Origin of the sequence: Verrucosispora sp. WMMD573, assembly GCF_027497175.1 — a bacterium.
Taxonomy (GTDB): domain Bacteria; phylum Actinomycetota; class Actinomycetes; order Mycobacteriales; family Micromonosporaceae; genus Micromonospora.
This window is the reverse complement of sequence record NZ_CP114901.1, coordinates 5,978,800-6,000,617: the sequence shown is the minus strand read 5'-3', so window position 1 is coordinate 6,000,617 and position 21,818 is coordinate 5,978,800. Positions and strand designations below refer to the sequence as shown.

Genomic DNA, 21,818 nt, shown 5'->3' with positions numbered 1-21,818 from the left:
TCCTAAATTCATTGTCTGTTGAAATCAACGGTAGGTGAAATACGGCCGGTTCGGCAAGCGCGGTCACGGGGTCGCGCCGGGTCGCCCGGTGCTGGGACCCTCGAACGATGGACATCGGTACGCGGGAGCCGACCTTCACCGTCAGCGAGGCGGCCCAGCGGGTCGGCCTGACCACCCACACGTTGCGCTGGTACGAGCAGGAGGGGCTGGTGGCCCCGGTGGGCCGGGACTCCGCCGGCCGGCGTCGCTACACTGCGGAGGACGTCAACTGGCTGCTGCTGCTGACCCGGCTGCGCCGCACCGGCATGCCGGTGCGCGACATGCGTCGCTACGTCGAGTTGGCCCGACAGGGTGACGGCACGCTCGGTGCCCGCCGGGCGCTGTTCGAGGAGCATCGGATACGGGTGCTGCACCGGATGGCCGAGCTGGAGGAGGACCTGAAGGTGCTCGACTTCAAGATCGACCATTACCGGCGGGCGGAGCTGGGCGAGTTCGACTGAAGCATCGAAATCGGGCCAAACGCCCGCTGGGGTGTAATGCCGATAGCACGGTCAGCTGGTGTCAGATCGGACTTCAGGTCCGTCACCGGTCATTGCGCCCCGATCGGACCTGCGGCACGATGGCGCAGTGGATCACGCTCCGTCACCGGACAGTGGGTTCTTCGACGACTGGGCTGCCCGGCTGCGGGCGAGCGCCGACCGGCCCGTGGTGGGCATCCTGCTGCGCGGCAGCCACGCGCGTCGGGCCGCCACCGCGCACAGCGACGTCGACGTGGACGTGCTGCTCGGTGGCGCTCCGTACGCGGCCCGTCGGGCGTACCTCGCGGAGCACTCCGGCCGGCTGACCCACGTGTCGGTGGCGGCCCGGGACATCCGTTCCTGGGTGACCCGCCTCGGTGAGCCGGCCGACTGGGCCTTCGGCCTGCCGGTGACGGCCCCCACCCGGCTGCTCTGGGCCGACCCGTACTGGCGGCACCGCATCGACCTGCCGGTGCTCTGCCAGCCGGCCGACGAGCCACGGCTTGAGGAACTGATCGCCACGCTGGGCAAGGTGGCCGCCGCCCGGGACCACGAGGATCCGCTCGGTGCCCGGCTGGCCGCCGCCGATCTGGCCCGGCTCTGCCCCTCCGTGCTGCGGCTGGCGAACCCGTCGGTGCGGGTGGTGTCCCGCCGGTCGGCTTTCACCGCCGCGCTCGATCTGCCGGTGGCGCCCGCCGGCTACCGCGAGGACATGCTGCGCTGTCTCGGCCTGCGTCCCGGCTCGACCGGCCAGGTCTGGGCGGCAGCGGCTCGCCTGGTGACCGGCACCCTGCCGCTGATCCGTCCGTACGCCGCCGAGGTGGGTCAGGTGGCCGGCCCGGATCTCGCCGACGCTCTGCTGGACGGGCGCCTGGACCGCTACGTGGCCCAGTTGGGCCGGTTCGCCGGCGGTGCCCCGTCCGCCAGCCGGGAGCCCACTGGGGTACCCGCGCCGCGTGCGGGACAATCGGTCACTGTGCCCGTACCTGACGCGCCGGTGACCGGCGCCCACCCTGACCATCCGCAGCCGGTTGGCGGTTCGCGGCGACCGTCACGGCTCGACCCGGCGATCGCCGGCCGCCTGCGGCGCACCCCCGACGGCCTGGTGGCCGCCGTGGTCCGCCAACACGACAGCGGTGAGGTGCTGATGATGGCCTGGATGGACGACGAGGCCCTGCACCGCACCCTGACCACCGGTCGGGCCACCTACTGGTCGCGCAGCCGGCGCGAGTACTGGGTCAAGGGCGCCACCTCGGGCCATCACCAGTACGTCCGCTCCGTCGCGCTCGACTGCGACGGTGACGCGGTACTTGTCAGTGTCGACCAGGTCGGTGCCGCCTGCCACACCGGGCAGCGCACCTGCTTCTCCACCGAGCTGCCCGTCACCGGCGAGGTGGCTTCATGAGCGAGCGAATCATCGGGATCGGCGCGGGTGTGCCTCATGACGGCACGGAGCACAGCGGAGTGCCGGCATGAGCGACGGTCGGGTGAGTCCGGACGCGGCCACCTTCAGCGAACTGGCCGCCCGGTGGCGGGTGGTGCCGGTCACCCGCCGGCTGCTCGCCGACGCGGAGACCCCGGTCGGGGTGTACCGCAAGCTCGCCGGTGGCCCGGGGACGTTCCTGTTGGAGTCCGCCGAGCAGGGCGTCGGCTCATCCGGGTTGGCCTGGGCCCGGTACTCCTTCGTCGGGGTGCGCAGCAGCGCCACCCTGGTCGAGCGCGACGGCTCCGCGGCCTGGCTCGGCGTGCCGCCGGCCGGGCTGCCGACCTCCGGGGACCCGGTCGAGGTGCTGCGTGCGACGGTGACGGCGCTGGCCGGCCCGCCCGGCACCCCCGGTGACGGGATGCCACCGCTGACCGGCGGCATGGTCGGTTATCTCGGCTACGACCTGATCCGCCGGTTCGAGCGGCTACCCGTGTTCACGGAGGACGACCTGCGCCTGCCCGAACTGGGCATGATGCTCGCCACCGACCTGGTGGTGCTCGACCACTTCGACGGTTCGGCGATCCTGGTCGCCAACGCGATCCTGCCCCCGCTGGACGAGCCGGGCCGCGACGAGCGGGTCGTCGCCGCCTACCACCACGCGGTGGGCCGCCTGGACGCGATGACCACGGCGCTGTCGCGGCCCATCCCGCCGATGGTCGCCACGGTCGCCCGTCCGCCGGCCGGCGAGGTCCGCAGCCGCACACCGGACGGCGGGTATCCGAAGGCGGTGGAGGCGGCGAAGGAGGCGATCCGGGCCGGCGAGTGCTTCCAGATCGTGCTCGCCCAGCGGTTCGAGCGGGAGACCGACGCCGACCCGTTGGACGTCTACCGGGTGCTGCGCACCACCAACCCCAGCCCCTACATGTACCTGCTGCGCTTCGACGACTTCGACATCGTCGGCTCGTCACCGGAGGCGCACCTGAAGGTGACCGGTGAGGTGGATGGCGAGCGGCGGGCACTGCTGCATCCGATCGCCGGGACCCGACCGCGTGGCGCGACCCCGGAGGCCGACGCCCGGCTCGCCGCCGAGCTGCTCGCCGACCCGAAGGAACGCGCTGAGCACGTGATGCTTGTCGACCTGGGCCGTAACGACCTGGGCCGGGTCTGCCGTCCCGGCACGGTCGAGGTGCCGGAGTTCGCCACCATCGAGCGGTACAGCCACGTGATGCACATCGTCTCCACGGTGATCGGCACGCTGCGGGCGGACCGCACCGCCTTCGACGCGCTCGCCGCGACCTTCCCGGCGGGCACGCTCTCCGGCGCGCCGAAGGTACGCGCCATGGAGATCATCGAGGAGTTGGAGCCGGTCCGCCGGGGCCTCTACGGCGGGACGGTCGGCTACTTCGGGTTCGCCGGAGATCTCGACATGGCCATCGCGATCCGGACCGCGCTGATCCGGGGCGGCCGGGCGTACGTGCAGGCCGGCGCCGGTGTGGTGGCCGACTCCGACCCGGCCGCCGAGGACCAGGAGACCAGGAACAAGGCTGCCGCCGTGCTGGCGGCCATCGCCGCCGCGGAAACCCTCCGGCCGGCCCGGTGAGCGCGGGGAATGTAGCGCAGCGGAGTCCCGCAGTCGCGAGCGGAAGGTGGGCTCGGTGAGCGCGAGGAATGTAGCGCAGCGGAGTCCCGCAGTCGCGAGCGGAAGGTGGGCTCGGTGAGCGCGAGGAATGTAGCGCAGCGGAGTCCCGCAGTCGCGAGCGGAAGGTCGGCTCGGTGAGCGCGGGGAGCGTGCCGGGGGAACGCGGCACCGGGGACGCGCGACCGGTGCCGGGCCGGCGCGAACTGGCGTACGCCGTGCTGCTCTGCCTGGCCGGCGCGGGGCTGGCGCTGTGGGCCGTGACTCGCACCTGGGTGCTCGGCGCGGTCAGCCGAGGCGAACCGACGCTGCTGCTGGTGGAGGAGGGCCGCACGGGCGGGCAGTTGCTGCCGTGGCTGCCGGCCCTGGCCCTCGTCGGGTTGGCCGGTGGCGGGGCGGTGCTGGCCACCCGGGGCCGGCTGCGCCGAGTGCTCGGCGGGCTGCTGACCCTGCTCGGCCTGGCCCTCGCGGCCGGTGGAGGCTACGGGATCGTCGGTGATCTCGGCGACCCGGTCACCTGGCAGTGGCCGGCGCTGACCCTGCTCGGCGGGATCCTCGCCGCCGTCGGTGGTTCGCTGACCATGCTGCGTGGTCACCGCTGGCCGGCGATGGGCGCGCGTTACGAACGTCGGACCACTCGGCCTGCCGGCACCAGCGGTCCGATCGGTGGGGCGGGCACCATCGATGCGTGGGAGGCGTTGGACCGCGGCGAGGACCCGACGATCCGCTGACCGGCCGGCGTCGGGGTCGGACGGCGCCCTGCGGGGGGCCGGCCACCCGGGTTTGAGGTCAGGGCGGCGGGAGCGGTCAGCCGACGGGTTGCCGGGTGCGCGCCCGGGCCGCGGTGAGTTCCGCGACGAGGCGGTCCAGTTCGGCCCGCTGGTCGGCTCGGGCCCGGTCGGCGCAGATGGCCTCCCAGGCGTTGCCGGATGCGGTGCGCATCCGGTCCGGTCCGACCACTGCCCGCTCCAACGTGTGGACGACACCGACGGCGAGCGACGCGACGGTGCGCGAGATGGTGGTGAGTCCGATGGTCTGCTGCGGCGCGGAGGTACTCATGATCACCCCGGGGAGAGATCGTCGTGGCGATGGGGCAGGCGCGTCATCGAGTGTGCCCGAGGCTGATGCTGCTCGGCCCGGGTTTCGTGGTGATGACTGCACCGTCAACTCTGCGGTAGCCGGCCTGACCGGCACAGGGACCTTTGTCCTTGAGCTTGGTCACAACATCGACATGGCCGGATCCGCTGACCGTCGCACCGCCTCTCGGTCACTCTCCCATGGGCGATCGTCGATAATACTGTGACGCAGAGTCACGGTCCGTGCGCACAAGTGGGCCATTATGCCGCAGCCCATTTCGTGAGGAGCGCCATACCCCCGGCGGTCGGGTCCAGGTGGTGCCCCCTAGCATCGGCCCATGACACCCGGAGAGGGGAGTCCGTTGGTGACTGCTGAACATGCCCACGCCGAGGGGGACGAGGCCGGCTCGGCGGCGCCCGTCAGCGTGCTCGACGAGATCCTGGCCGGCGTCCGCGAAGACGTGGCCCGGCGGCAGGAACAGGTTCCGCTGGAGCGGATCCGTGAACTGGCCGCCGCCGCGCCGCCGCCGCTGGACGCGTACGCGGCCCTGCGCCGGCCCGGCGTCGCGGTCATTGCCGAGGTGAAGCGTGCCTCGCCGTCCAAGGGCAAGCTGGCCGAGATCGCCGACCCGGCGGACCTGGCCGGCGAGTACGCGGCCGGTGGTGCCCGCGCGATAAGCGTGCTCACCGAGGGGCGCTGGTTCGGCGGGTCACTCGACGACCTCGCCGCCGTACGGGCCGCGGTGAACATCCCGGTGCTGCGCAAGGACTTCGTGGTCTCCAGCTACCAGGTGCACGAGGCGCGCGCCCACGGCGCGGACCTGGTGCTGCTGATCGTCGCCGCGCTGGAGCAGAACGTGCTGGTCGGCCTGCTGGAGCGAATCGAGTCGCTGGGCATGACCGCGCTGGTCGAGGTGCACGACGAGGAGGAGGCCGACCGGGCCATGGAGGCCGGCGCCCAGGTCATCGGGGTCAACGCCCGTGACCTGCGTACCCTTCAGGTCGACAGGTCGGTGTTCGAGCGGATCGCGCCCGGCCTGCCCAGCAACGTCGTCAAGATTGCCGAGTCTGGCGTACGTGGCCCGCACGACCTGATCCGGTACGCCTCGGCCGGCGCCGACGCCGTCCTGGTGGGCGAGGGGCTGGTGACCCAGAAGAGTCCCCGGGAGGCGGTGGCCGAGCTGGTCAACGCCGGCAACCACCCGGCGACGCCCCGCCCGGTGCGCTGAGCCGCGCCGGGCGACCGTTTGTGAGCGAGAGGACCCGCGATGAGTGCTGACGCCACGAACACCGAGCTGCCGGCGCAGTTCCCCGACGCCGCCGGCCATTTCGGCACGTTCGGCGGCCGGTTCGTGCCGGAGGCACTTGTCGCCGCGCTCGACGAGTTGGCGTCGGCGCACCAGGCGGCGATGGCCGACGAGACGTTCCGGGCCGAGTTCGCCGACCTGTTGCGCGACTACGCGGGGACGCCGTCGCTGCTCTACGAGGCCCGCCGGTTCTCCGCCCGAGCCGGTGCCCGGGTGCTGCTCAAGCGGGAGGACCTCAATCACACCGGCGCGCACAAGGTGCGCAACGTGCTCGGTCAGGCGCTGCTGACCCGGCGGATGGGCAAGCGGCGGGTGATCGCCGAGACCGGCGCCGGTCAGCACGGTGTCGCCACCGCCACCGCCGCGGCCCTGTTCGACCTGGAGTGCGTGGTCTACATGGGCCAGGTCGACACCGAGCGGCAGGCGTTGAACGTCGCCCGGATGCGGATGCTCGGCGCGACGGTCGTGCCGGTGACCACCGGCTCGCGCACCCTCAAGGACGCGATGAACGAGGCGATGCGGGACTGGGTCGCCAACGTCGACGAGACCCACTACCTGATCGGCACCGCCGCCGGACCACACCCCTTCCCGGCGCTGGTCCGCGACTTCGTGCGGGGTATCGGCGAGGAGGCCCGGGCGCAGTGCCTGGACCTGACCGGCGCGTTGCCCGACGCGGTGACGGCCTGCGTCGGCGGCGGCTCCAACGCGCTGGGCATCTTCCACGCCTTCACCGACGACCCGCAGGTGCGGCTGTACGGCTTCGAGGCCGGCGGCGACGGAATGGACACCGGCCGGCACGCGGCAAGCATCACGGGCGGCTCCACAGGCGTGCTGCACGGCACCCGGACCTTCGTCCTCCAGGACGCCGACGGCCAGACGCGGGAGTCGCACTCGATCTCCGCGGGACTGGACTACCCGGGCGTCGGCCCGGAGCACGCCTGGCTGCACGACACCGGCCGGGCCAGCTACCAGCCGGTCACCGACGACGAGGCGATGGCCGCGTTCGAGCTGCTCTGCCGCACCGAGGGGATCATCCCCGCGATCGAGAGCGCACACGCCCTCGCGGGCACCCTGGTCATCGCGCCGAAGCTCGCCGCCGAGCTCGGCCGGCAGCCCACGATCGTGGTCAACCTCTCCGGCCGGGGTGACAAGGACGTGCACACCGCCGGTGAGTACTTCGGCATCCTCGACAAGGAGTGAGGCCATGAGCGAGCGGACCAGCCGGATCGGGGTGGCCTTCGACAAGGCCCGGGCGGACGGCCGGGCGTTGCTGGTCGGCTGCATGCCGGCCGGTTTTCCCACGGTCGAGGGCAGCATCGGGGCGATGAAGGCGATGGTCGCTGCGGGCGTCGACGTCATCGAGGTGGAGATCCCGTACTCCGACCCGGTGATGGACGGACCGGTGATCCAGCGGGCCAGTGACATCGCCCTGGCTGGCGGCGTACGCACCCGGGACACGTTGAGCATCGTCGAGGCGGTAGCCGCCACCGGTGCCCCGGTGGTGACGATGACCTACTGGAACCCGATCGAGCGGTACGGGGTGGACGCGTTCGCCCGGGATCTCGCCGCTGCCGGCGGGACCGGGTTGATCACCCCCGACCTGATCCCCGAGGAGGCCGGCGAGTGGCTGGCCGCCTCGGACGCGCACGGGCTGGACCGCACGTTCCTGGTCGCGCCGTCGTCCACCGATGAGCGGCTGGCGATGACGGCGGCGCACTGCCGGGGCTTCGTCTACGCCACCGCGATCATGGGCGTCACCGGGGCCCGGTCACAGACGTCGCAGGCGGCGCCGGTGCTGGTGTCCCGGGTGCGGGAGGTCACCGACCTGCCGGTCGGCGTCGGCCTGGGCGTGGGCACCGGGGCGCAGGCCGCCACCGTCGCCGGGTACGCCGACGCGGTGATCGTCGGCAGCGCGCTCATCCGCTGCCTGCTCGACGCCCCCGACGAGGCGGCCGCGCTGACCGCCCTGCGCACCCTGAGCGCCGAACTGTCCGACGGCGTCCGCCACCCCGACCGCTGATCCCCCACCCCACCCCTCAACGTCGATCTTGAGGTTTCGGTCGCCGCTTAGTCCGTGATGCCGGCTTCGCGGCGACGAGAAGTGCAGATCGCGAGTGCTGGTGTGGGGAGGGTGCGGCGGACCGGGGTGACGGTACGGGGGTCCGCAGCGGTAGCGTGTGCACCCGTGAGTCTCGCCTCGCCGACGTCCCTGGCCGCCATCCCGAGTCCGAGCAACGCCGTGTGGCAGCTCGGCCCGTTCCCCATCCGGGCGTACGCGCTGTTCATCCTCGCCGGCATCGCGGTGGCCTGCTGGGTCACCGAGCGGCGGCTGCGTCAGCGCGGCGCGGCCCCGGGCACGGTGCTCGACATCGCCGTCTGGGCGGTGCCGGCGGGCATCATCGGCGCCCGGATCTACCACGTGATCACCTCACCGGAGAAGTACTTCGGCACCGGCGGGGACTGGATCAAGGTGTTCTTCATCCACGAGGGTGGGCTGGGCATCTGGGGCGCGGTCGCCGGTGGCGCGGTCGGCGCCTGGATCGCCGCCCGGCAACTGGGCATTCCGCTGACCGTGGTCGCCGACGCGCTGGCGCCGGGCCTGCCGCTGGCCCAGGCGATCGGCCGGCTGGGCAACTGGTTCAACAACGAGCTCTACGGCGGGCGGACCGACCTGCCCTGGGGGCTGGAGATCCACCGGATGGACGGCGGGCAGGCGCTGCGTGACGAGGCCGGTCAGCCGATCCTGGAGGAGGGGCTCTACCACCCGACCTTCGCCTACGAGTTGCTGTGGAACGTCGGCGTCGCCGCGATGGTGTACTTCCTCGACCGTAAGCTGCGGCTCGGCCGTGGCCGCGCGTTCGCCCTCTACGTGATGGGCTACACCGCCGGCCGGTTCTGGATCGAGATGATGCGTACCGACGAGGCCAACACGATCCTCGGCGTACGGATCAACGTCTGGACCGCGGCGCTGGTGTTCCTCGGCGCTCTCATCTACTTCCTGCGGGTGCGCGGGCCACGGCAGTACCTGATCCCGGTCGGCCTGCCGAGCGTCGCCACCACCGCCCCGGCCACCTCCGACGTCTCGCAGGTCGACCTGTCGGCCAAGGGGGCCACCACCGAGCCGGCGGCGCCCGAGGGCTACCGGGTGGTCGACGAGGAGCAGTTCACGCACTGGCGACGGACCGGCGAGGCGCCGCCCGAAGCGACGGACCCGGTCGACGCGGGCGCCGCGCCCGCCGCGGCGGCGGACCCGGTCGACGCGGGCGCCGCGCCCGCCGCGGCGGCGGACCCGGTCCACGTGGGTGCCGCGCCCGGCACCGACCGACCGGACGACGAGGCGGCGACCGCCGCCCGACCGCAGGGTGAGCCGTCCGGAGGACCGGCCGGTGAGCGCGCCGGGTCGGCCGGCGGGGCGGCCGACGGCGAGCAGGCCGGATCGGCATCGGGTGCACCGGCCGGCGGTACGGCGGCGGAATCCGCCGCTGCGCGTCCCGCCGACCGCGACAGCTGAGGCCGGGGACGCTCATGCGGACCGCGGTGGTGGTCGGCGGCGGGCTCGGCGGCCTGGCGGTCTCCGGCGCGCTCGCCCGTTCGGGCTGGCAGGTGACGCTCCTGGAGCGGGCCGACCGGATCCGTCCCGAGCCGGCCGCCGTGATGCTCTGGCCCAACGGGGTCCGGGCGTTGCGCGCCCTGGGGCTCGGCGCCGGACTGGACGCCATCGCCACCCCCCTGTCCGACGGCGGGGTGCGCCGTCCGGACGGGCACTGGCTGGTGCAGCCCCGACCGACGCCGGCCGAGCGTGTCCCGGTGGTGGTGCACCGGGAGGACCTGCACGACGCGCTGATCGCGGGCCTGGGCGAGCGGGTCGAGCTGCGTACCGGGGTGACGGTGCGGACGGTGCGCGCCGCCGCCGGTGAACGGCCCGCTGTCGGCGACGGCCGGCACACGTACGAGGCGGATCTGGTCGTGGCCGCCGACGGCACGGACAGCGTGATCCGGCGTCAGCTCGCCCCCGCCTCGGGAGTGGTCAGCTCCGGCTGCGCCGCCTGGCGGGCGGTGATCCCCTGGTACCGCGCGCCCAGCCTGCCCGACGCGGTCGGCGGTGAGATCCTCGGTGCCGGCTACCGTTTCGTGTCCGCCTCGCTGGGCGAACGGGGCTCCTCCGGCGCCTCCAGCCGTGGCGGCATCTACTGGATGGCCACCGCGGCGGGCGCGGCCCGTCCCGAGCCGCCGGAGACCCAGTTGGCGCTGCTGCGCCGCTGGTACGCCGGCTGGCCCGCGCCGGTCGACGAACTGCTGGCCGCGACCGACCCGGCCGACCTGGTGCAGCGGGAGATCCGGGAGCTGCGTCCGCTGCCCCGAGCGTTCGGCTTCCCGGCCGGCCCGGGCGGGGTGGTGCTGCTCGGCGATGCCGCGCACGCCATGCCGCCGCACCTGGGGCAGGGTGCCTGCCTGGCCTTCGAGGACGCCGCGACCCTCGCCGTGCTGCTGCGCGAGTCGACCCTGCCCGACGCGGTGCTGGCGTACGACCGGGCGCGGCGACCCCGCGCGGCGGCCGTGGTCCGGCAGACCCGCCGCATGTCCGCGGTGCTGCGCACCCGGGGCCGCCTGGCCCTACGCGCCCGCGACGCGGCCCTGGGCACCATCACCCCCCGCCTACTCGGCACCGCCGCCACCATCGCCGCCCAATGGCGCCCCCCAACCTGACCCCACCCCACCCCACCATTGCTCTGTTGATCATGAGGTTAACGGTCGAGATGATCTTCAAAAGTGCCGCTAACGTCATGATCAACGGCAAGGGGTGGGGTGGGGTTTCAGGGGTGTAGGGGGGTGGGGGAAGCGATGCAGGCGGTGCCGATGCGGCGGAAGCCGACGCGCAGGTAGACGCGGGCGATCTCCTCGCTGCCGGCGGTGAGGAAGACCAGGTCGGTGCCGGTGTCCAGCAGGGCGCGGGCCAGGGTGGCGGTGACCGCCGCGCCGAACCCTCGACGGCGGGCGCTGGGCAGCGTGGCCACCCCGGCGATCTCGGCGACGTCACCGACCCGCATGGCCATCCCGCTGGCCAGTGGGCCTTCCGTCGGGGTGCCGGCCAGTGCGGACAGCCGGCTGCCGTCGGCGATGCGGGACCGCTCCTCGTCGACCGCCGCCGCGTCCAGTCCGATCATGGCGGCGTCACGGTCGGCTGGTCCGGCCTCGCCCCGTCTGGTGCCGGGAGCGGCGAACCCGACCGCCGCCACGGCCCGCCGGGCGGCCACCGCCGAGTCGAAGTCCTCGTCCGCCGGATCGAGCAACCGCACCGGTACGCCCAGCCTCGCCGGGTGCGGCAGGGCGGCCGGATCGAGCACCATCAGCGGCGCTTCGAGGACGCACAGGCCGCCCGAGCGGGCCACCGCCAGCAGTTCGGGGGTGGTGTCGTGCACCCACTCCAGGGCCTCGGGCAGGCCGAGTTCGCGCTGGCGCGTCCGCACCGCCGCCACGTCGGCGAGGGTCGGTGACCCGGTGCCGTCCCGCCGTGGCCGGGCGTAGAACGGCCATCCCGGGCCTTCCCGGACGAACAGCACCAGACCACCGTGATCTTCCACACGGGCCGCGTCCCGGGGCACCGCGTCGTAGAACCGTTCCAACCGGTCGAGGAGGTCGGTACGCTCGGAATCCACGGCGCGAGACTACATGTCCCAAACTCTGGACGGTGTGATCAATCCGCACTGGCCTTGCGTGCCGGCCCCTAACGTAGACTCAATAGTCCGATCCAGGGCCGACGTCGTCCCGACCATGATCCAGCCTGAGCGACGACAGGAGGCCCGGTGGCCCTTGCGTACCCACACCGCCCCCAGCCGGCGCTGCGAGAGGGCCAGGTAGCGTCCCCTGCCGGCCTGCACGACCCCGCGTACGAGCATGACGCGTGCGGCGTGGCCTTCGTGGCGGACCTGCACGGCCGACGCTCGCACACGGTGGTCGCCAACGGCCTCGGCGCGCTGTGCCGACTGGACCACCGTGGCGCCCGGGGCGCCGAACCGAACACCGGTGACGGCGCCGGCATCATGATCCAGGTGCCGGATGCGTTCCTGCGCGCGGTGGTCGAGTTTCCGCTGCCTCCGGCCGGCGAGTACGCCACCGGTCTGGTCTTCCTGACCGACGACGACGCCGCCGAGGCCCGGGCCCGGCAGGTGGTCGAGAAGTACGCCCTGGTCGAGGGCGCCGAGGTGCTCGGCTGGCGCGACGTCCCGGTCGACCCGAGCGGCCTCGGTGAGACGGCGTTGGCGGCGATGCCCCGCGTCCGACAGGTCTTCCTCGCCGCGAAGCGCCTCACCGACACCCCCGCCGGCCCGGCCGGTGAGGCGTTGAGCGGCGTCGAGCTGGAGCGGGTCGCCTTCTGCGTACGCAAGCAGGCCGAGCGCGAGACCGCCGAGCGGGGGGTGCCGGCGTACTTCCCGTCGCTGTCCGGCCGGACCATGGTCTACAAGGGGATGCTCACCCCGGACCAGCTGCCCGCGTTCTACCCGGATCTCACCGACGAGCGGGTGGCCAGCGCCATCGCCCTGGTGCACTCCCGGTTCTCCACAAACACCTTCCCGTCCTGGCCGCTGGCGCACCCGTACCGCTTCATCGCGCACAACGGCGAGATCAACACCATCCGGGGCAACCGGAACTGGATGCAGGCCCGCGAGGCGCTGCTGCGCACCCCGGATCTGCCCGGCAACATCCGGCGCGTCTTCCCGATCTGCACCCCGGCCGCCTCCGACTCGGCCAACTTCGACGAGGTACTCGAACTGCTGCACCTGGCCGGGCGCAGTCTGCCGCACGCGGTGCTGATGATGATCCCGGAGGCGTGGGAGAACGACCCCGACATGCGCGCCGACAAGCGCGCCTTCTACCGGTTCCACGCCAGCCTGATGGAGCCGTGGGACGGCCCGGCCTCGGTCGCCTTCACCGACGGCGAGATCGTCGGCGCGGTGCTCGACCGTAACGGTCTGCGTCCGGGCCGCTGGTGGCAGACCGCTGACGGCCTGGTGGTGCTGGGCAGCGAGGCGGGCGTACTCGACCTCGACCCGGCCGCCGTGGTGGCCAAGGGGCGGCTCCAGCCAGGCAGGATGTTCCTGGTCGACACCGTCGCCGGCCGGATCGTGCACGACGACGAGATCAAGACCGAGTTGGCCGCCGCCCAGCCGTACGCCGACTGGCTGCACGCCGGGCTTATCGAGATGGACGACCTGCCGGCCCGCGAGCACGTCGTCTACACCCACGACTCGGTACGCCGCCGCCAGCAGACCTTCGGCTACACCGAGGAGGAGCTGAAAATCCTGCTCGCGCCGATGGCGCGGACCGGCGCGGAGCCGATCGGCTCGATGGGCACCGACACCCCGATCTCCCCGTTGTCCACCCGGCCACGGCTGCTCTACGACTACTTCCATCAGTTGTTCGCCCAGGTCACCAACCCTCCGCTGGACGCCATCCGGGAGGAGTTGGTGACCAGCCTGGCCACCACCATCGGCCCGGAGGGCAACCTGCTCGATCCCGGCCCGGCGAGCTGCCGGCAGATCGTGCTGCCCTACCCGGTGATCGACAACGACGAGCTGGCGAAGATCCTCTGTATCGACGAGGACGGTGACCTGCCCGGCTTCAAGGCAGTGCGGGTGTCCGGGCTCTACCGCATCCGTGACGGTGGCGCCGGGATCCGAGCCCGGCTGACCGAGATCTGCCGGCACGTCTCCGAGGCGATCGAGGACGGCGTACGGATCCTGGTGCTCTCCGACCGGGACTCCAACGCCGACCTGGCCCCGATCCCGTCGCTGCTGCTCACCGCGGCGGTGCACCAGCACCTGGTCCGGGAGCAGACCCGGACCCAGGTGGCGCTCATCGTCGAGTCGGGCGACTGCCGTGAGGTGCACCACGCGGCGGTGCTGATCGGCTACGGGGCGGCGGCGGTCAACCCGTACCTGGCCTTCGAGTCGGTGGAGGACATGATCTCCACGGGTGTGCTGGCCGGGGTCGCGCCGCGGGCCGCGATCCGCAACTACGTCAAGGCGCTCGGCAAGGGTGTCCTGAAGATCATGTCCAAGATGGGCATCTCGACGGTGTCGTCGTACTGCGGCGCGCAGGTCTTCGAAGCGGTCGGGCTGGACACCGGACTGGTCGAGCGGTATTTCCGGGGCACGCCGAGCACGATCAGCGGCGTCAGCCTCGACGGCATCCACGCCGAGGTTGCCGCCCGGCACGCGTTGGCCTGGCCGGCGGCCGGCGCCGAGGCGGTCGACCTGCTGCCGGTGGGCGGCGAGTACCAGTGGCGCCGCGAGGGTGAGCTGCACCTGTTCAACCCGGAGACGGTCTTCCTGCTCCAGCACGCCACCCGCAGCCGCCAGTACGACGTCTTCCGCGACTACACCGCCAAGGTCGACGAGTTGGCCGCGCGGGCTGGTTCGCTGCGCGGGTTGTTCCGGCTGCGCAGCGGCGTGCTGCCGCCGGTGCCGATCGAGGAGGTGGAGCCGGCCAGCGAGATCGTCAAGCGGTTCGCCACCGGCGCCATGTCGTACGGGTCGATTTCGGCCGAGTCGCACGAGACCCTCGCCGTCGCGATGAACCGGCTCGGCGGCAAGTCCAACACCGGCGAGGGCGGGGAGGACGTCGAGCGGCTGCACGACCCCGCCCGCCGCTCCGCCGTCAAGCAGATCGCCAGCGGCCGGTTCGGCGTGACCAGCGAGTATCTGGTAAACGCCGACGACCTCCAGATCAAGATGGCGCAGGGGGCCAAGCCCGGTGAGGGCGGGCAGTTGCCCGGCAACAAGGTCTGGCCGTGGATCGCGCGTACCCGGCACGCCACCCCCGGCGTCGGCCTGATCTCGCCGCCGCCGCACCACGACATCTACTCAATCGAGGACCTCGCCCAGCTGGTGCACGACCTCAAGTGCGTCAACCCGGCCGCCCGGGTGCACGTCAAGCTGGTCAGCGAGGTCGGTGTCGGCACCGTCGCCGCCGGGGTGGCCAAGCTCAAGGCGGACGTCATCCTGATCTCCGGCCACGACGGCGGCACCGGCGCGTCCCCGCTGAACTCGCTCAAGCACGCCGGCACCCCGTGGGAGCTGGGCCTGGCCGAGGCACAGCAGACGCTGCTGCTCAACAAGCTGCGTGACCGGGTGACCGTGCAGGTCGACGGGCAGCTCAAGACCGGCCGGGACGTGATCGTCGCGGCGCTGCTCGGCGCCGAGGAGTTCGGCTTCGCCACCGCCCCGCTGATCGTCTCCGGCTGCATCATGATGCGCGTCTGCCACCTGGACACCTGCCCGGTGGGCATCGCCACCCAGAACCCGGTGCTGCGCGAGCGCTACACCGGCAAGCCGGAGTTCGTGGAGAACTTCTTCCTCTTCCTCGCCGAGGAGATCCGCGGTTACCTGGCCGAGCTGGGGCTACGCAGCATCGACGAGGCGATCGGGCGTACCGAGCTGCTCGACGTGGCACCGGCGGTGGAGCACTGGAAGGCCGGTGGGCTCGACCTCGGTCGGGTGCTGCACCTGCCGGAGCTGCCCGAGGGCGCGGCCCGCCGGGGCGTACGCGCTCAGGACCACGGCCTTGAGCTGGCCCTGGACAACGAGCTGATCGCCCTCGCCGAGCCGGCGCTGGGCGCCACCGGTCCCGACGAGTCGGTCCCGCTGGTGCGGGCCGAGGTGGCGATCCGCAACGAGCACCGCAGCGTCGGCGCGATGCTCGGCGGCGAGGTCACCCGCCGCCACGGTGGTGCCGGCCTGCCCGCCGACACCATCGAGTTCACCCTGCGCGGCACCGCCGGGCAGTCCTTCGGCGCGTTCCTGCCGCGCGGGGTGACCCTGCGCCTGCACGGCGACGCCAACGACTACGTCGGCAAGGGCCTCTCCGGTGGCCGGCTGGTCGTCCGCCCGGACGCGGCGGCACCGTTCGTGTCCGCCAACGCCGAGGCGGGCGGTCGCGCCGAGGATCAGATCATCGCCGGCAACACCATCCTGTACGGCGCGACCGCCGGTGAGGTCTTCCTGCGGGGTCGGGTCGGCGAGCGGTTCGCGGTCCGTAACTCGGGCGCGGTGACTGTCGTCGAGGGCGTCGGCGACCACGGCTGCGAGTACATGACCGGCGGCACCGTCGTGGTGCTCGGTCCGACCGGCCGCAACTTCGCCGCCGGCATGTCCGGCGGTACGGCGTTCGTCTGGAACCTCGACCGACGCCGGGTCAACACCGAACTGGTCGACCTGTCCGCGCCGAGCGAGGCGGAACGGACCCGCCTGCACGAGCTGGTGCAGCGGCACTTCGCGGAGACCGACTCGGCGATCGCCGAACAGTTGCTCAAGCGTTGGCCGGAGGCGGTGGAGGAGTTCACCGCCGTGGTGCCCCGGGACTACCGCCGGGTGATGGAGATCATGCGGGCCGCCGAAGCCGCCGGCCAGGACGTCGACGACGCGGTGATGAGCGCACTGGCGGCACCGGCGCAGCCGGCCGCCGGCTCGTCCGCACCGGTAGCCCCCGCCCCGCGGGCGGTCGCCCAGGAGGTGGCTCGTGCCTGACCCGAACGGTTTCCTGCGCTACGGCCGGCGGCTGCCGGCCCGCCGGCCGGTGCCGGTGCGCATCAGCGACTGGCGGGAGGTCTACCCGCCGGCCGGTGAGGGACTGATCCGCGAGCAGGCCACCCGCTGCATGGACTGCGGCATCCCGTTCTGCCACGACGGTTGTCCGCTGGGCAACCGCATCCCGGACTGGAACGACCTGGTCCGCACCGGCAACTGGGATGCGGCGGTGGAGTCGCTGCACGCCACCAACAACTTTCCCGAGTTCACCGGCCGGCTCTGCCCGGCACCCTGCGAGGCCGCGTGTGTGCTCGGCATCGCCGGTGGCGCGCCGGTCACCATCAAGCAGGTCGAGGTGGAGATCGCCGACGCGGCCGCGGCCCGGGGACTGCCTCCGCGCCCGGCGCCCGTGCCCTCCGGTCGGTCGGTCGCCGTGGTCGGCTCCGGGCCGGCCGGGCTCGCCGCCGCGCAGCAACTGGCCCGCGCCGGTCACGCCGTGACCGTTTACGAGCGTGACGATGCGATCGGTGGCCTGCTGAGGTACGGCATCCCCGACTTCAAGCTGGAGAAGCGGCACATCGACGCCCGGCTGGCGCAGCTGCGCGCCGAGGGGGTCGAGTTCCGGGCCGGGGTGAACGTCGGGGTCGACGTCACCGCCGAGCAGCTGCGCGCCCGGCACGACGCGGTGCTGCTGGCCTGTGGCGCGTTGCAGGGCCGGGACACCGACACGCCGGGTCGGCAGCTGCGCGGCGTACACCAGGCGATGACGCATCTGGTGGCGGCCAACCGGGTGGTCGCGGCGGCCGGCGAGGGCCAGCCGGCGCTGGCCACCCTGCCGGACGGTACGCCAATCGACGCGGCCGGCCGGCACGTGGTCATCATCGGCGGTGGCGACACCGCGGCGGACTGTCTGGGTGTGGCGCACCGGCAGGGCGCGGCCGGCGTGCACCAGCTCGACCTGTATCCGCAGCCGCCGCGCGCCCGGGACGAGAGTCGCGACCCGTGGCCGACGTGGCCGTGGATCCTGCGCGAGTACCCGGCCCACGAGGAGGGCGGCGAGCGGGTCTTCGCGGTGGCGGTGCAGGAGTTCGTCGACGACGGCACCGGTGCGGTGCGGGCGGTGCGGATCGCCGAGGTGTCCGTGGAGAAGCACGACGGCCGGCGGATCGTCACGGTGGTGCCGGGCACCGAACGGGAACTGCCGGCCGACCTGGTGTTGCTGGCGATCGGCTTCGAGGGCACCGAGGAACAGCCGTTGCTGGCGCAGCTCGGGGTGGCCCGTAACGCGCGGGGCGCGGTCGACTCCCGGGCGGACTGGCAGACCGAGGCCGACGGGGTCTTCGTCGCCGGTGACATGCACCGGGGCGCGTCGCTGATCGTCTGGGCGATCGCCGAAGGGCGGGCCGCCGCCGCGGCGATCCACACGTACCTGGAGGGCGTCGGCACGCTGCCGGCTCCGGTCCACACGGCCAGCCGGCCCCTGGCGGCGCACTGACGGTTAGCGGCCGAGGGCTCGACGAGGCCGCGTCCACGCGGGACGACCGCGCGGGCGCGGCCTCGTCACGTCCCACGCCTTAACGGCTATTCACTTTATCCAGATGTTTCGATAGCATTACCGACCAGTAACAACCCTTGGCCTCGCGCGCGGTTCTCGGGCTCCACCACCACCCCCGTGGAGGTCCGTCATGCCCCATCGTCCGTTGGCCCGCGCCCTGACCGCGCTGGTCGCCCTCCTCACCGCCGCCGTCGGCGCGCTGGCCGTCCCCGGCGTCGCCCAGGCCGCCGCGCCCATCCACTACGTCGCCCTGGGCGACTCGTACTCCTCAGGTGTCGGTGCCGGCCCGTACGACCTGTCCACCTGCCTGCGCAGCCAGAAGTCGTACGCCCCGCTGTGGGCAGCCGCCAACAACGTGGCCAGCTTCCGGTTCCCCGCCTGCGGCGGCGCGGTCACCGCCGACGTGCTCGACAACCAGCTGGGCTCGCTGTCCACCACCACCACGATGGTCACCATCACCATCGGCGGCAACGACGCCGGTTTCGCCGACGTGATGACCGACTGCCGGTTCGGCAGCACCTCCACCTGCACCAACGCCGTCAACGCCGCGAAGGCGTTCGCCACCGGCACGCTGCCGGCCCGGCTGGACCGCACCTACGCCGCCATCCGGGAACGGGCCCCCAACGCCCGATTGATCGTGCTCGGCTATCCACGGCTGTTCGAGACCCGCTACTGCGGACTGCTGGCCATGAGCACCTACAAGCGCACCATCCTCAACGAGGCGGCCGACGTCCTCGCCACCGTGACCGCCGACCGGGCCGCCGCTGCCGGCGCCACCTTCGCCGACACCCGGCCCACCTTCGCCGGCCACGGCGTCTGCGGCGCCCAGCCGTGGATCCGGGACGTCACCGGGGTCATCGAGGCGTACCACCCGAACGCCGACGGCTACCGCTACGGCTACCTGCCGGCGCTCAACGCGGTCACCGGCTGACCGTAGGCTGCGGCCGGCGGCCCGGTTCGGGCCGTCGGCCGCCGTGCGTCCGCCTCCGGCCGAGGCGGCGGCCCGACACGTCCGGTTCGGACACGTGCCGGTGTCGCCGCCGTCCGTTAGGGTTTCTGCGACCAGGCGGCGCTCGGCGGCGAAGGGCAGGGGTGTGGGCAGGCTCGCGTCGGCGTACGAGCAGGCGGTAGCCGCTCACCGGGCGGCCCGCGCCCACCTCGAATCCGCCCGCACCGCGCTGCGCGCCACCACACCGACCGCCACAGTGGTCGACACCGACCTGCTGGCCCGGCTGGCCCGGGTCGGCGCGGCGCTGGCCACCCCGACGCCCGGCATCCCACTGGCCCGCCGACCCGTTCCGGTGCGCGTCGGGGAGGCGGTCACCGCCGGCGGCGGCTTCCCGGTCCTGGTGCCCCTGGGCGCCGGGCATCACCTGGCGATCGACGCAGACGCCCGCCAGCCGGCGGTCGCCGGCCTGCTACGTGCCCTGGTGCTGCGGCTGCTGGCCACCGCCGCGCCCGGCGGTGTCCGGGTCGCCGCGCTGGACACCGCCGCCCTCGGCGCCACCTTCGGTCCACTGCGACCACTGCTCGACGCCGGCGTCGTCGACCCGCCGGCCACCACCGAGGCGGAGGTCACCACGCTGCTCGACGCCGCCGAACGGCACGCCCGAGCCGCGCGGCAGGCCGACCGACCGGACCAGGACCTGCTGCTGCTGGTCGCCGCGTCCATCCCCGCGCCCCGCGAGGCCGCCCGGCTGGCCGCGCTCACCCACGCCGGCCCGGCCGCCGCCGTCTGCGTGCTGCTCGCCGGCTGGCCGCCGGCCGGGCCGGGCGAGTCCGCCCCACCGCTGGGCGCCACCACCCCGCTGCGGCTGACCGACGGGTACGCCCGGGTCGGCGACCCGCCCGGCACGCCGTTCAGCGTCGACGGCAGCGGACTGGCCGCGCCGGTCGTCCTCGACGGCGACCCCCCGCCGGCCTCCGTCGCCGCGCTCGCCACCCACCTGGGCGAGGCGGCCCGACGCGGCGAGGCGGTCGGCTTCGCCGACCTGCTGCCCGGGCAACGGTGGGGGGTTTCCGGCCGGGCGGGCCTGCGTACCGTGGTGGGCCGCGCCGGACGCGACCCGTTCCCGATGGCCTTCGACGACGCCACCCCGCACTGGCTGGTCGGTGGGCGTACGGGCGCCGGCAAGACGGTCTTCCTGCTCGACGTCCTGTACGGCCTGGCCGCCCGCTACCCGCCGACCGAGTTGCAGCTCTACCTGCTCGACTTCAAGGAGGGGGTCAGCTTCACCGAGTTCGTGCCCACCGAACGCGACCCGTCGTGGCTGCCGCACGCCCGCGCCGTCGGCATCGAGAGCGACCGGGAGTACGGCGTGGCGGTGCTGCGCGAACTGCGCCGCGAACTGCACCGGCGGGCCACCGCGCTCAAGCGGCACGGCGTCACCAAGCTCGCCGACCTGCCCGCCGACACCGCGGTGCCCCGGATCGTCGCTGTGATCGACGAGTTCCACGTGCTGCTGGCCGGCAACGACCCGCTGGCCCGCGAGTCGGTGGACCTGCTGGAGGAACTGGCCCGCAAGGGCCGCTCGTACGGCGTACACCTGGTGCTGGCCAGCCAGAGCACCACCGGGATCGAGGCGCTCTACGGCCGCTCCGAGGCGGTCTTCGGGCAGTTCGCCCTGCGGGTGGCGCTGCCCGGCGGTGGCGGAGTGCTCGACCACCTCAACGACGCCGCGGCAACGCTGCCGGTCGGCTCGGCCGTGGTGAACACCGCCGCCGGTGCCCCCGGCGCGAACACCGTGATCCGCTTCCCCGACGCGCACGCCGCGTCCGACGAGTTGACCCGGCTGCGGCACGAGATGTGGCGGGCTCGCCCGACGGGGGCCCGCCCGCCGTCGGTCTTCCGCGGCTACGACACCGCCCGCGTCGAGGACGACGCCACGTTCACCGGGCTGCGCCCCGGCGGCCGGCGTCCGCTGGCCCTGGTCGGCCGGACGGTCGACGTGGACGGCACCACCGCCCTGTTCATCATGGACACCGCCCCCGGCCGGCACCTGGCCGTGGTCGGCACCTCGCCCGCCGGGGCTGAGGTGCTGCGGGCCGCCACCCTGAGCCTGGCCCGACAGCATGCCCCCGGCGAGGCGGTGTTCGTGCTCGCTCCGCTGGTCGCCGCCGCCGACCCGGCGGCCGACGACACGGCCGCAACGTTGGCCGCCGCCGGGCACCGGGTCGAGCGGCTCGACGCCGCTGCCCTACGCGACCGGATCGGCACCCTCGCCACCGGCCTGGCCGGCGGCCACCGCACCGACGGCCCAGGGTCCACGTCCGCCGGGGCCGCCCTGCCGGATGCTCCGCAAGCCACGTCGGTTGCGTCCGCTGCGGGGCCGGGTGCTCCCCACACCGGTCCGGATGCCGGGGCGGCGGAGTCGGGTACGGTGCCGGCGGGGCGCAGCTACCTGGTGGTGTTCGGGATGGACGCCGCCGCCGGCCTGCTCGGCGAGAGCGACCCGACCACGTTCCGCTCCGGGCACGACAACCTGCGGGTGCTGCTGCGCCAGGGGCCCGGCCACGGGGTGCACCTGCTCGGCTGGTGGCGCGGTCTGCGCCGGCTCGCCGACGACCTCGGCGGTACGCAGAACCGCGACGACGTCGCCTGCCTGGTCGCGCTGAACGTGCCCGGCTCGGATCTCGGCCTGCACCTCGGCGTGCACGATCTCGCGTACACCCCCCGCGCGGATCGGGCGCTGCTGGTGGACCGGCACGACCAGCGGGTCCGGTTGATCGTGCCGTTCGCCCGCGACGGTCACCCCTCCGACGGGCAGGAGTGAG

14 protein-coding genes and 2 pseudogenes are annotated in these 21,818 nt (G+C 73.3%); 14 read left to right on the top strand and 2 right to left on the bottom strand.

Translation table 11 applies throughout. The features are described from left to right. Window positions 1-107 precede the first annotated feature (107 nt). The 5 genes and pseudogenes from O7601_RS27125 to O7601_RS27105 all read left to right on the top strand — a co-directional run bounded on the left by O7601_RS27125 (window position 108) and on the right by O7601_RS27105 (window position 4,311). The gene (locus O7601_RS27125; protein ID WP_281563893.1) at window positions 108-500 is read left to right on the top strand and encodes a MerR family transcriptional regulator; all 393 of its coding nucleotides are present in this window, start codon (window positions 108-110) and stop codon (window positions 498-500) included. 58 nt (window positions 501-558) lie between these two features. Next, window positions 559-1,314: pseudogene (locus O7601_RS29540) on the top strand (phosphoribosyl-AMP cyclohydrolase); the annotation flags it as partial. A gap of 180 nt (window positions 1,315-1,494) precedes the next feature. Beyond that, window positions 1,495-1,923 carry a phosphoribosyl-AMP cyclohydrolase gene (hisI, locus tag O7601_RS27115; RefSeq protein WP_281567056.1) on the top strand — a complete coding sequence of 143 codons (429 nt, stop codon included), beginning with the start codon at window positions 1,495-1,497 and terminating at the stop codon, window positions 1,921-1,923. A gap of 67 nt (window positions 1,924-1,990) precedes the next feature. Next, a complete protein-coding gene (locus O7601_RS27110) occupies window positions 1,991-3,544 on the top strand; it encodes an anthranilate synthase component I (RefSeq protein ID WP_281563892.1) in 1,554 nt (517 codons plus the stop codon). Window positions 3,545-3,732: 188 nt separating this feature from the next. Beyond that, window positions 3,733-4,311, top strand: coding sequence for a Trp biosynthesis-associated membrane protein (locus O7601_RS27105; RefSeq protein WP_281567055.1), 579 nt, complete (start codon window positions 3,733-3,735; stop codon window positions 4,309-4,311). Window positions 4,312-4,387: 76 nt separating this feature from the next. Here the strand turns inward: O7601_RS27105 and O7601_RS27100 are convergent, their stop codons facing one another. Further along, window positions 4,388-4,639 (bottom strand): hypothetical protein, encoded by a 252-nt coding sequence (locus O7601_RS27100; RefSeq protein ID WP_281563891.1) that lies wholly within the window; start codon window positions 4,637-4,639, stop codon window positions 4,388-4,390. Window positions 4,640-5,081: 442 nt separating this feature from the next. Between O7601_RS27100 and trpC the strand changes: the two genes are divergently transcribed. From trpC to O7601_RS27075, 5 genes and pseudogenes are all read left to right on the top strand, one after another. Continuing rightward, a complete protein-coding gene (gene trpC, locus O7601_RS27095) occupies window positions 5,082-5,885 on the top strand; it encodes an indole-3-glycerol phosphate synthase TrpC (protein ID WP_170863280.1) in 804 nt (267 codons plus the stop codon). Window positions 5,886-5,924: 39 nt separating this feature from the next. After that, entirely contained in the window at window positions 5,925-7,163 is a 1,239-nt protein-coding gene (trpB, locus tag O7601_RS27090) for a tryptophan synthase subunit beta (RefSeq protein WP_281563890.1), read from the top strand. Window positions 7,164-7,167: 4 nt separating this feature from the next. Next, window positions 7,168-7,983 carry a tryptophan synthase subunit alpha gene (gene trpA, locus O7601_RS27085; protein WP_281563889.1) on the top strand — a complete coding sequence of 272 codons (816 nt, stop codon included), beginning with the start codon at window positions 7,168-7,170 and terminating at the stop codon, window positions 7,981-7,983. 165 nt (window positions 7,984-8,148) lie between these two features. Beyond that, window positions 8,149-9,165, top strand: a pseudogene (lgt, locus tag O7601_RS27080) (prolipoprotein diacylglyceryl transferase); the annotation flags it as partial. A 323-nt stretch (window positions 9,166-9,488) separates the two neighbouring features. Continuing rightward, window positions 9,489-10,670, top strand: coding sequence for an NAD(P)/FAD-dependent oxidoreductase (locus tag O7601_RS27075; protein WP_281563888.1), 1,182 nt, complete (start codon window positions 9,489-9,491; stop codon window positions 10,668-10,670). A 107-nt stretch (window positions 10,671-10,777) separates the two neighbouring features. Here the strand turns inward: O7601_RS27075 and O7601_RS27070 are convergent, their stop codons facing one another. Then, window positions 10,778-11,620, bottom strand: a complete 843-nt coding sequence (locus O7601_RS27070; RefSeq protein WP_281563887.1) for a GNAT family N-acetyltransferase — start codon at window positions 11,618-11,620, stop codon at window positions 10,778-10,780. Window positions 11,621-11,803: 183 nt separating this feature from the next. Here O7601_RS27070 and gltB point away from each other — a divergent pair, with 183 nt between their 5' ends. From gltB to O7601_RS27050, 4 genes are all read left to right on the top strand, one after another. Further along, window positions 11,804-16,489 carry a glutamate synthase large subunit gene (gene gltB / locus O7601_RS27065; RefSeq protein WP_281567054.1) on the top strand — a complete coding sequence of 1,562 codons (4,686 nt, stop codon included), beginning with the start codon at window positions 11,804-11,806 and terminating at the stop codon, window positions 16,487-16,489. Then, window positions 16,482-17,984, top strand: coding sequence for a glutamate synthase subunit beta (locus tag O7601_RS27060; protein WP_281563886.1), 1,503 nt, complete (start codon window positions 16,482-16,484; stop codon window positions 17,982-17,984). Before gltB ends, O7601_RS27060 begins: the two co-directional genes overlap by 8 nt. Before the next feature lie 190 nt (window positions 17,985-18,174). Further along, window positions 18,175-18,975, top strand: coding sequence for an SGNH/GDSL hydrolase family protein (locus O7601_RS27055; RefSeq protein ID WP_281563885.1), 801 nt, complete (start codon window positions 18,175-18,177; stop codon window positions 18,973-18,975). Window positions 18,976-19,138: 163 nt separating this feature from the next. Continuing rightward, window positions 19,139-21,817 (top strand): FtsK/SpoIIIE domain-containing protein, encoded by a 2,679-nt coding sequence (locus O7601_RS27050; RefSeq protein ID WP_281563884.1) that lies wholly within the window; start codon window positions 19,139-19,141, stop codon window positions 21,815-21,817. Window position 21,818: the final 1 nt, after the last annotated feature.

What these genes read in the sequence shown, in the direction of transcription:
- O7601_RS27125 (WP_281563893.1), top strand. Translation starts at nt 108, where the DNA reads ATGGACATCGGTACGCGGGAGCCGACCTTCACCGTCAGCGAGGCGGCC.
- O7601_RS27110 (WP_281563892.1), top strand. Translation starts at nt 1,991, where the DNA reads ATGAGCGACGGTCGGGTGAGTCCGGACGCGGCCACCTTCAGCGAACTG.
- O7601_RS27100 (WP_281563891.1), bottom strand. Translation starts at nt 4,639, where the DNA reads ATGAGTACCTCCGCGCCGCAGCAGACCATCGGACTCACCACCATCTCG.
- trpB (WP_281563890.1), top strand. Translation starts at nt 5,925, where the DNA reads ATGAGTGCTGACGCCACGAACACCGAGCTGCCGGCGCAGTTCCCCGAC.
- trpA (WP_281563889.1), top strand. Translation starts at nt 7,168, where the DNA reads ATGAGCGAGCGGACCAGCCGGATCGGGGTGGCCTTCGACAAGGCCCGG.
- O7601_RS27075 (WP_281563888.1), top strand. Translation starts at nt 9,489, where the DNA reads ATGCGGACCGCGGTGGTGGTCGGCGGCGGGCTCGGCGGCCTGGCGGTC.
- O7601_RS27055 (WP_281563885.1), top strand. Translation starts at nt 18,175, where the DNA reads ATGCCCCATCGTCCGTTGGCCCGCGCCCTGACCGCGCTGGTCGCCCTC.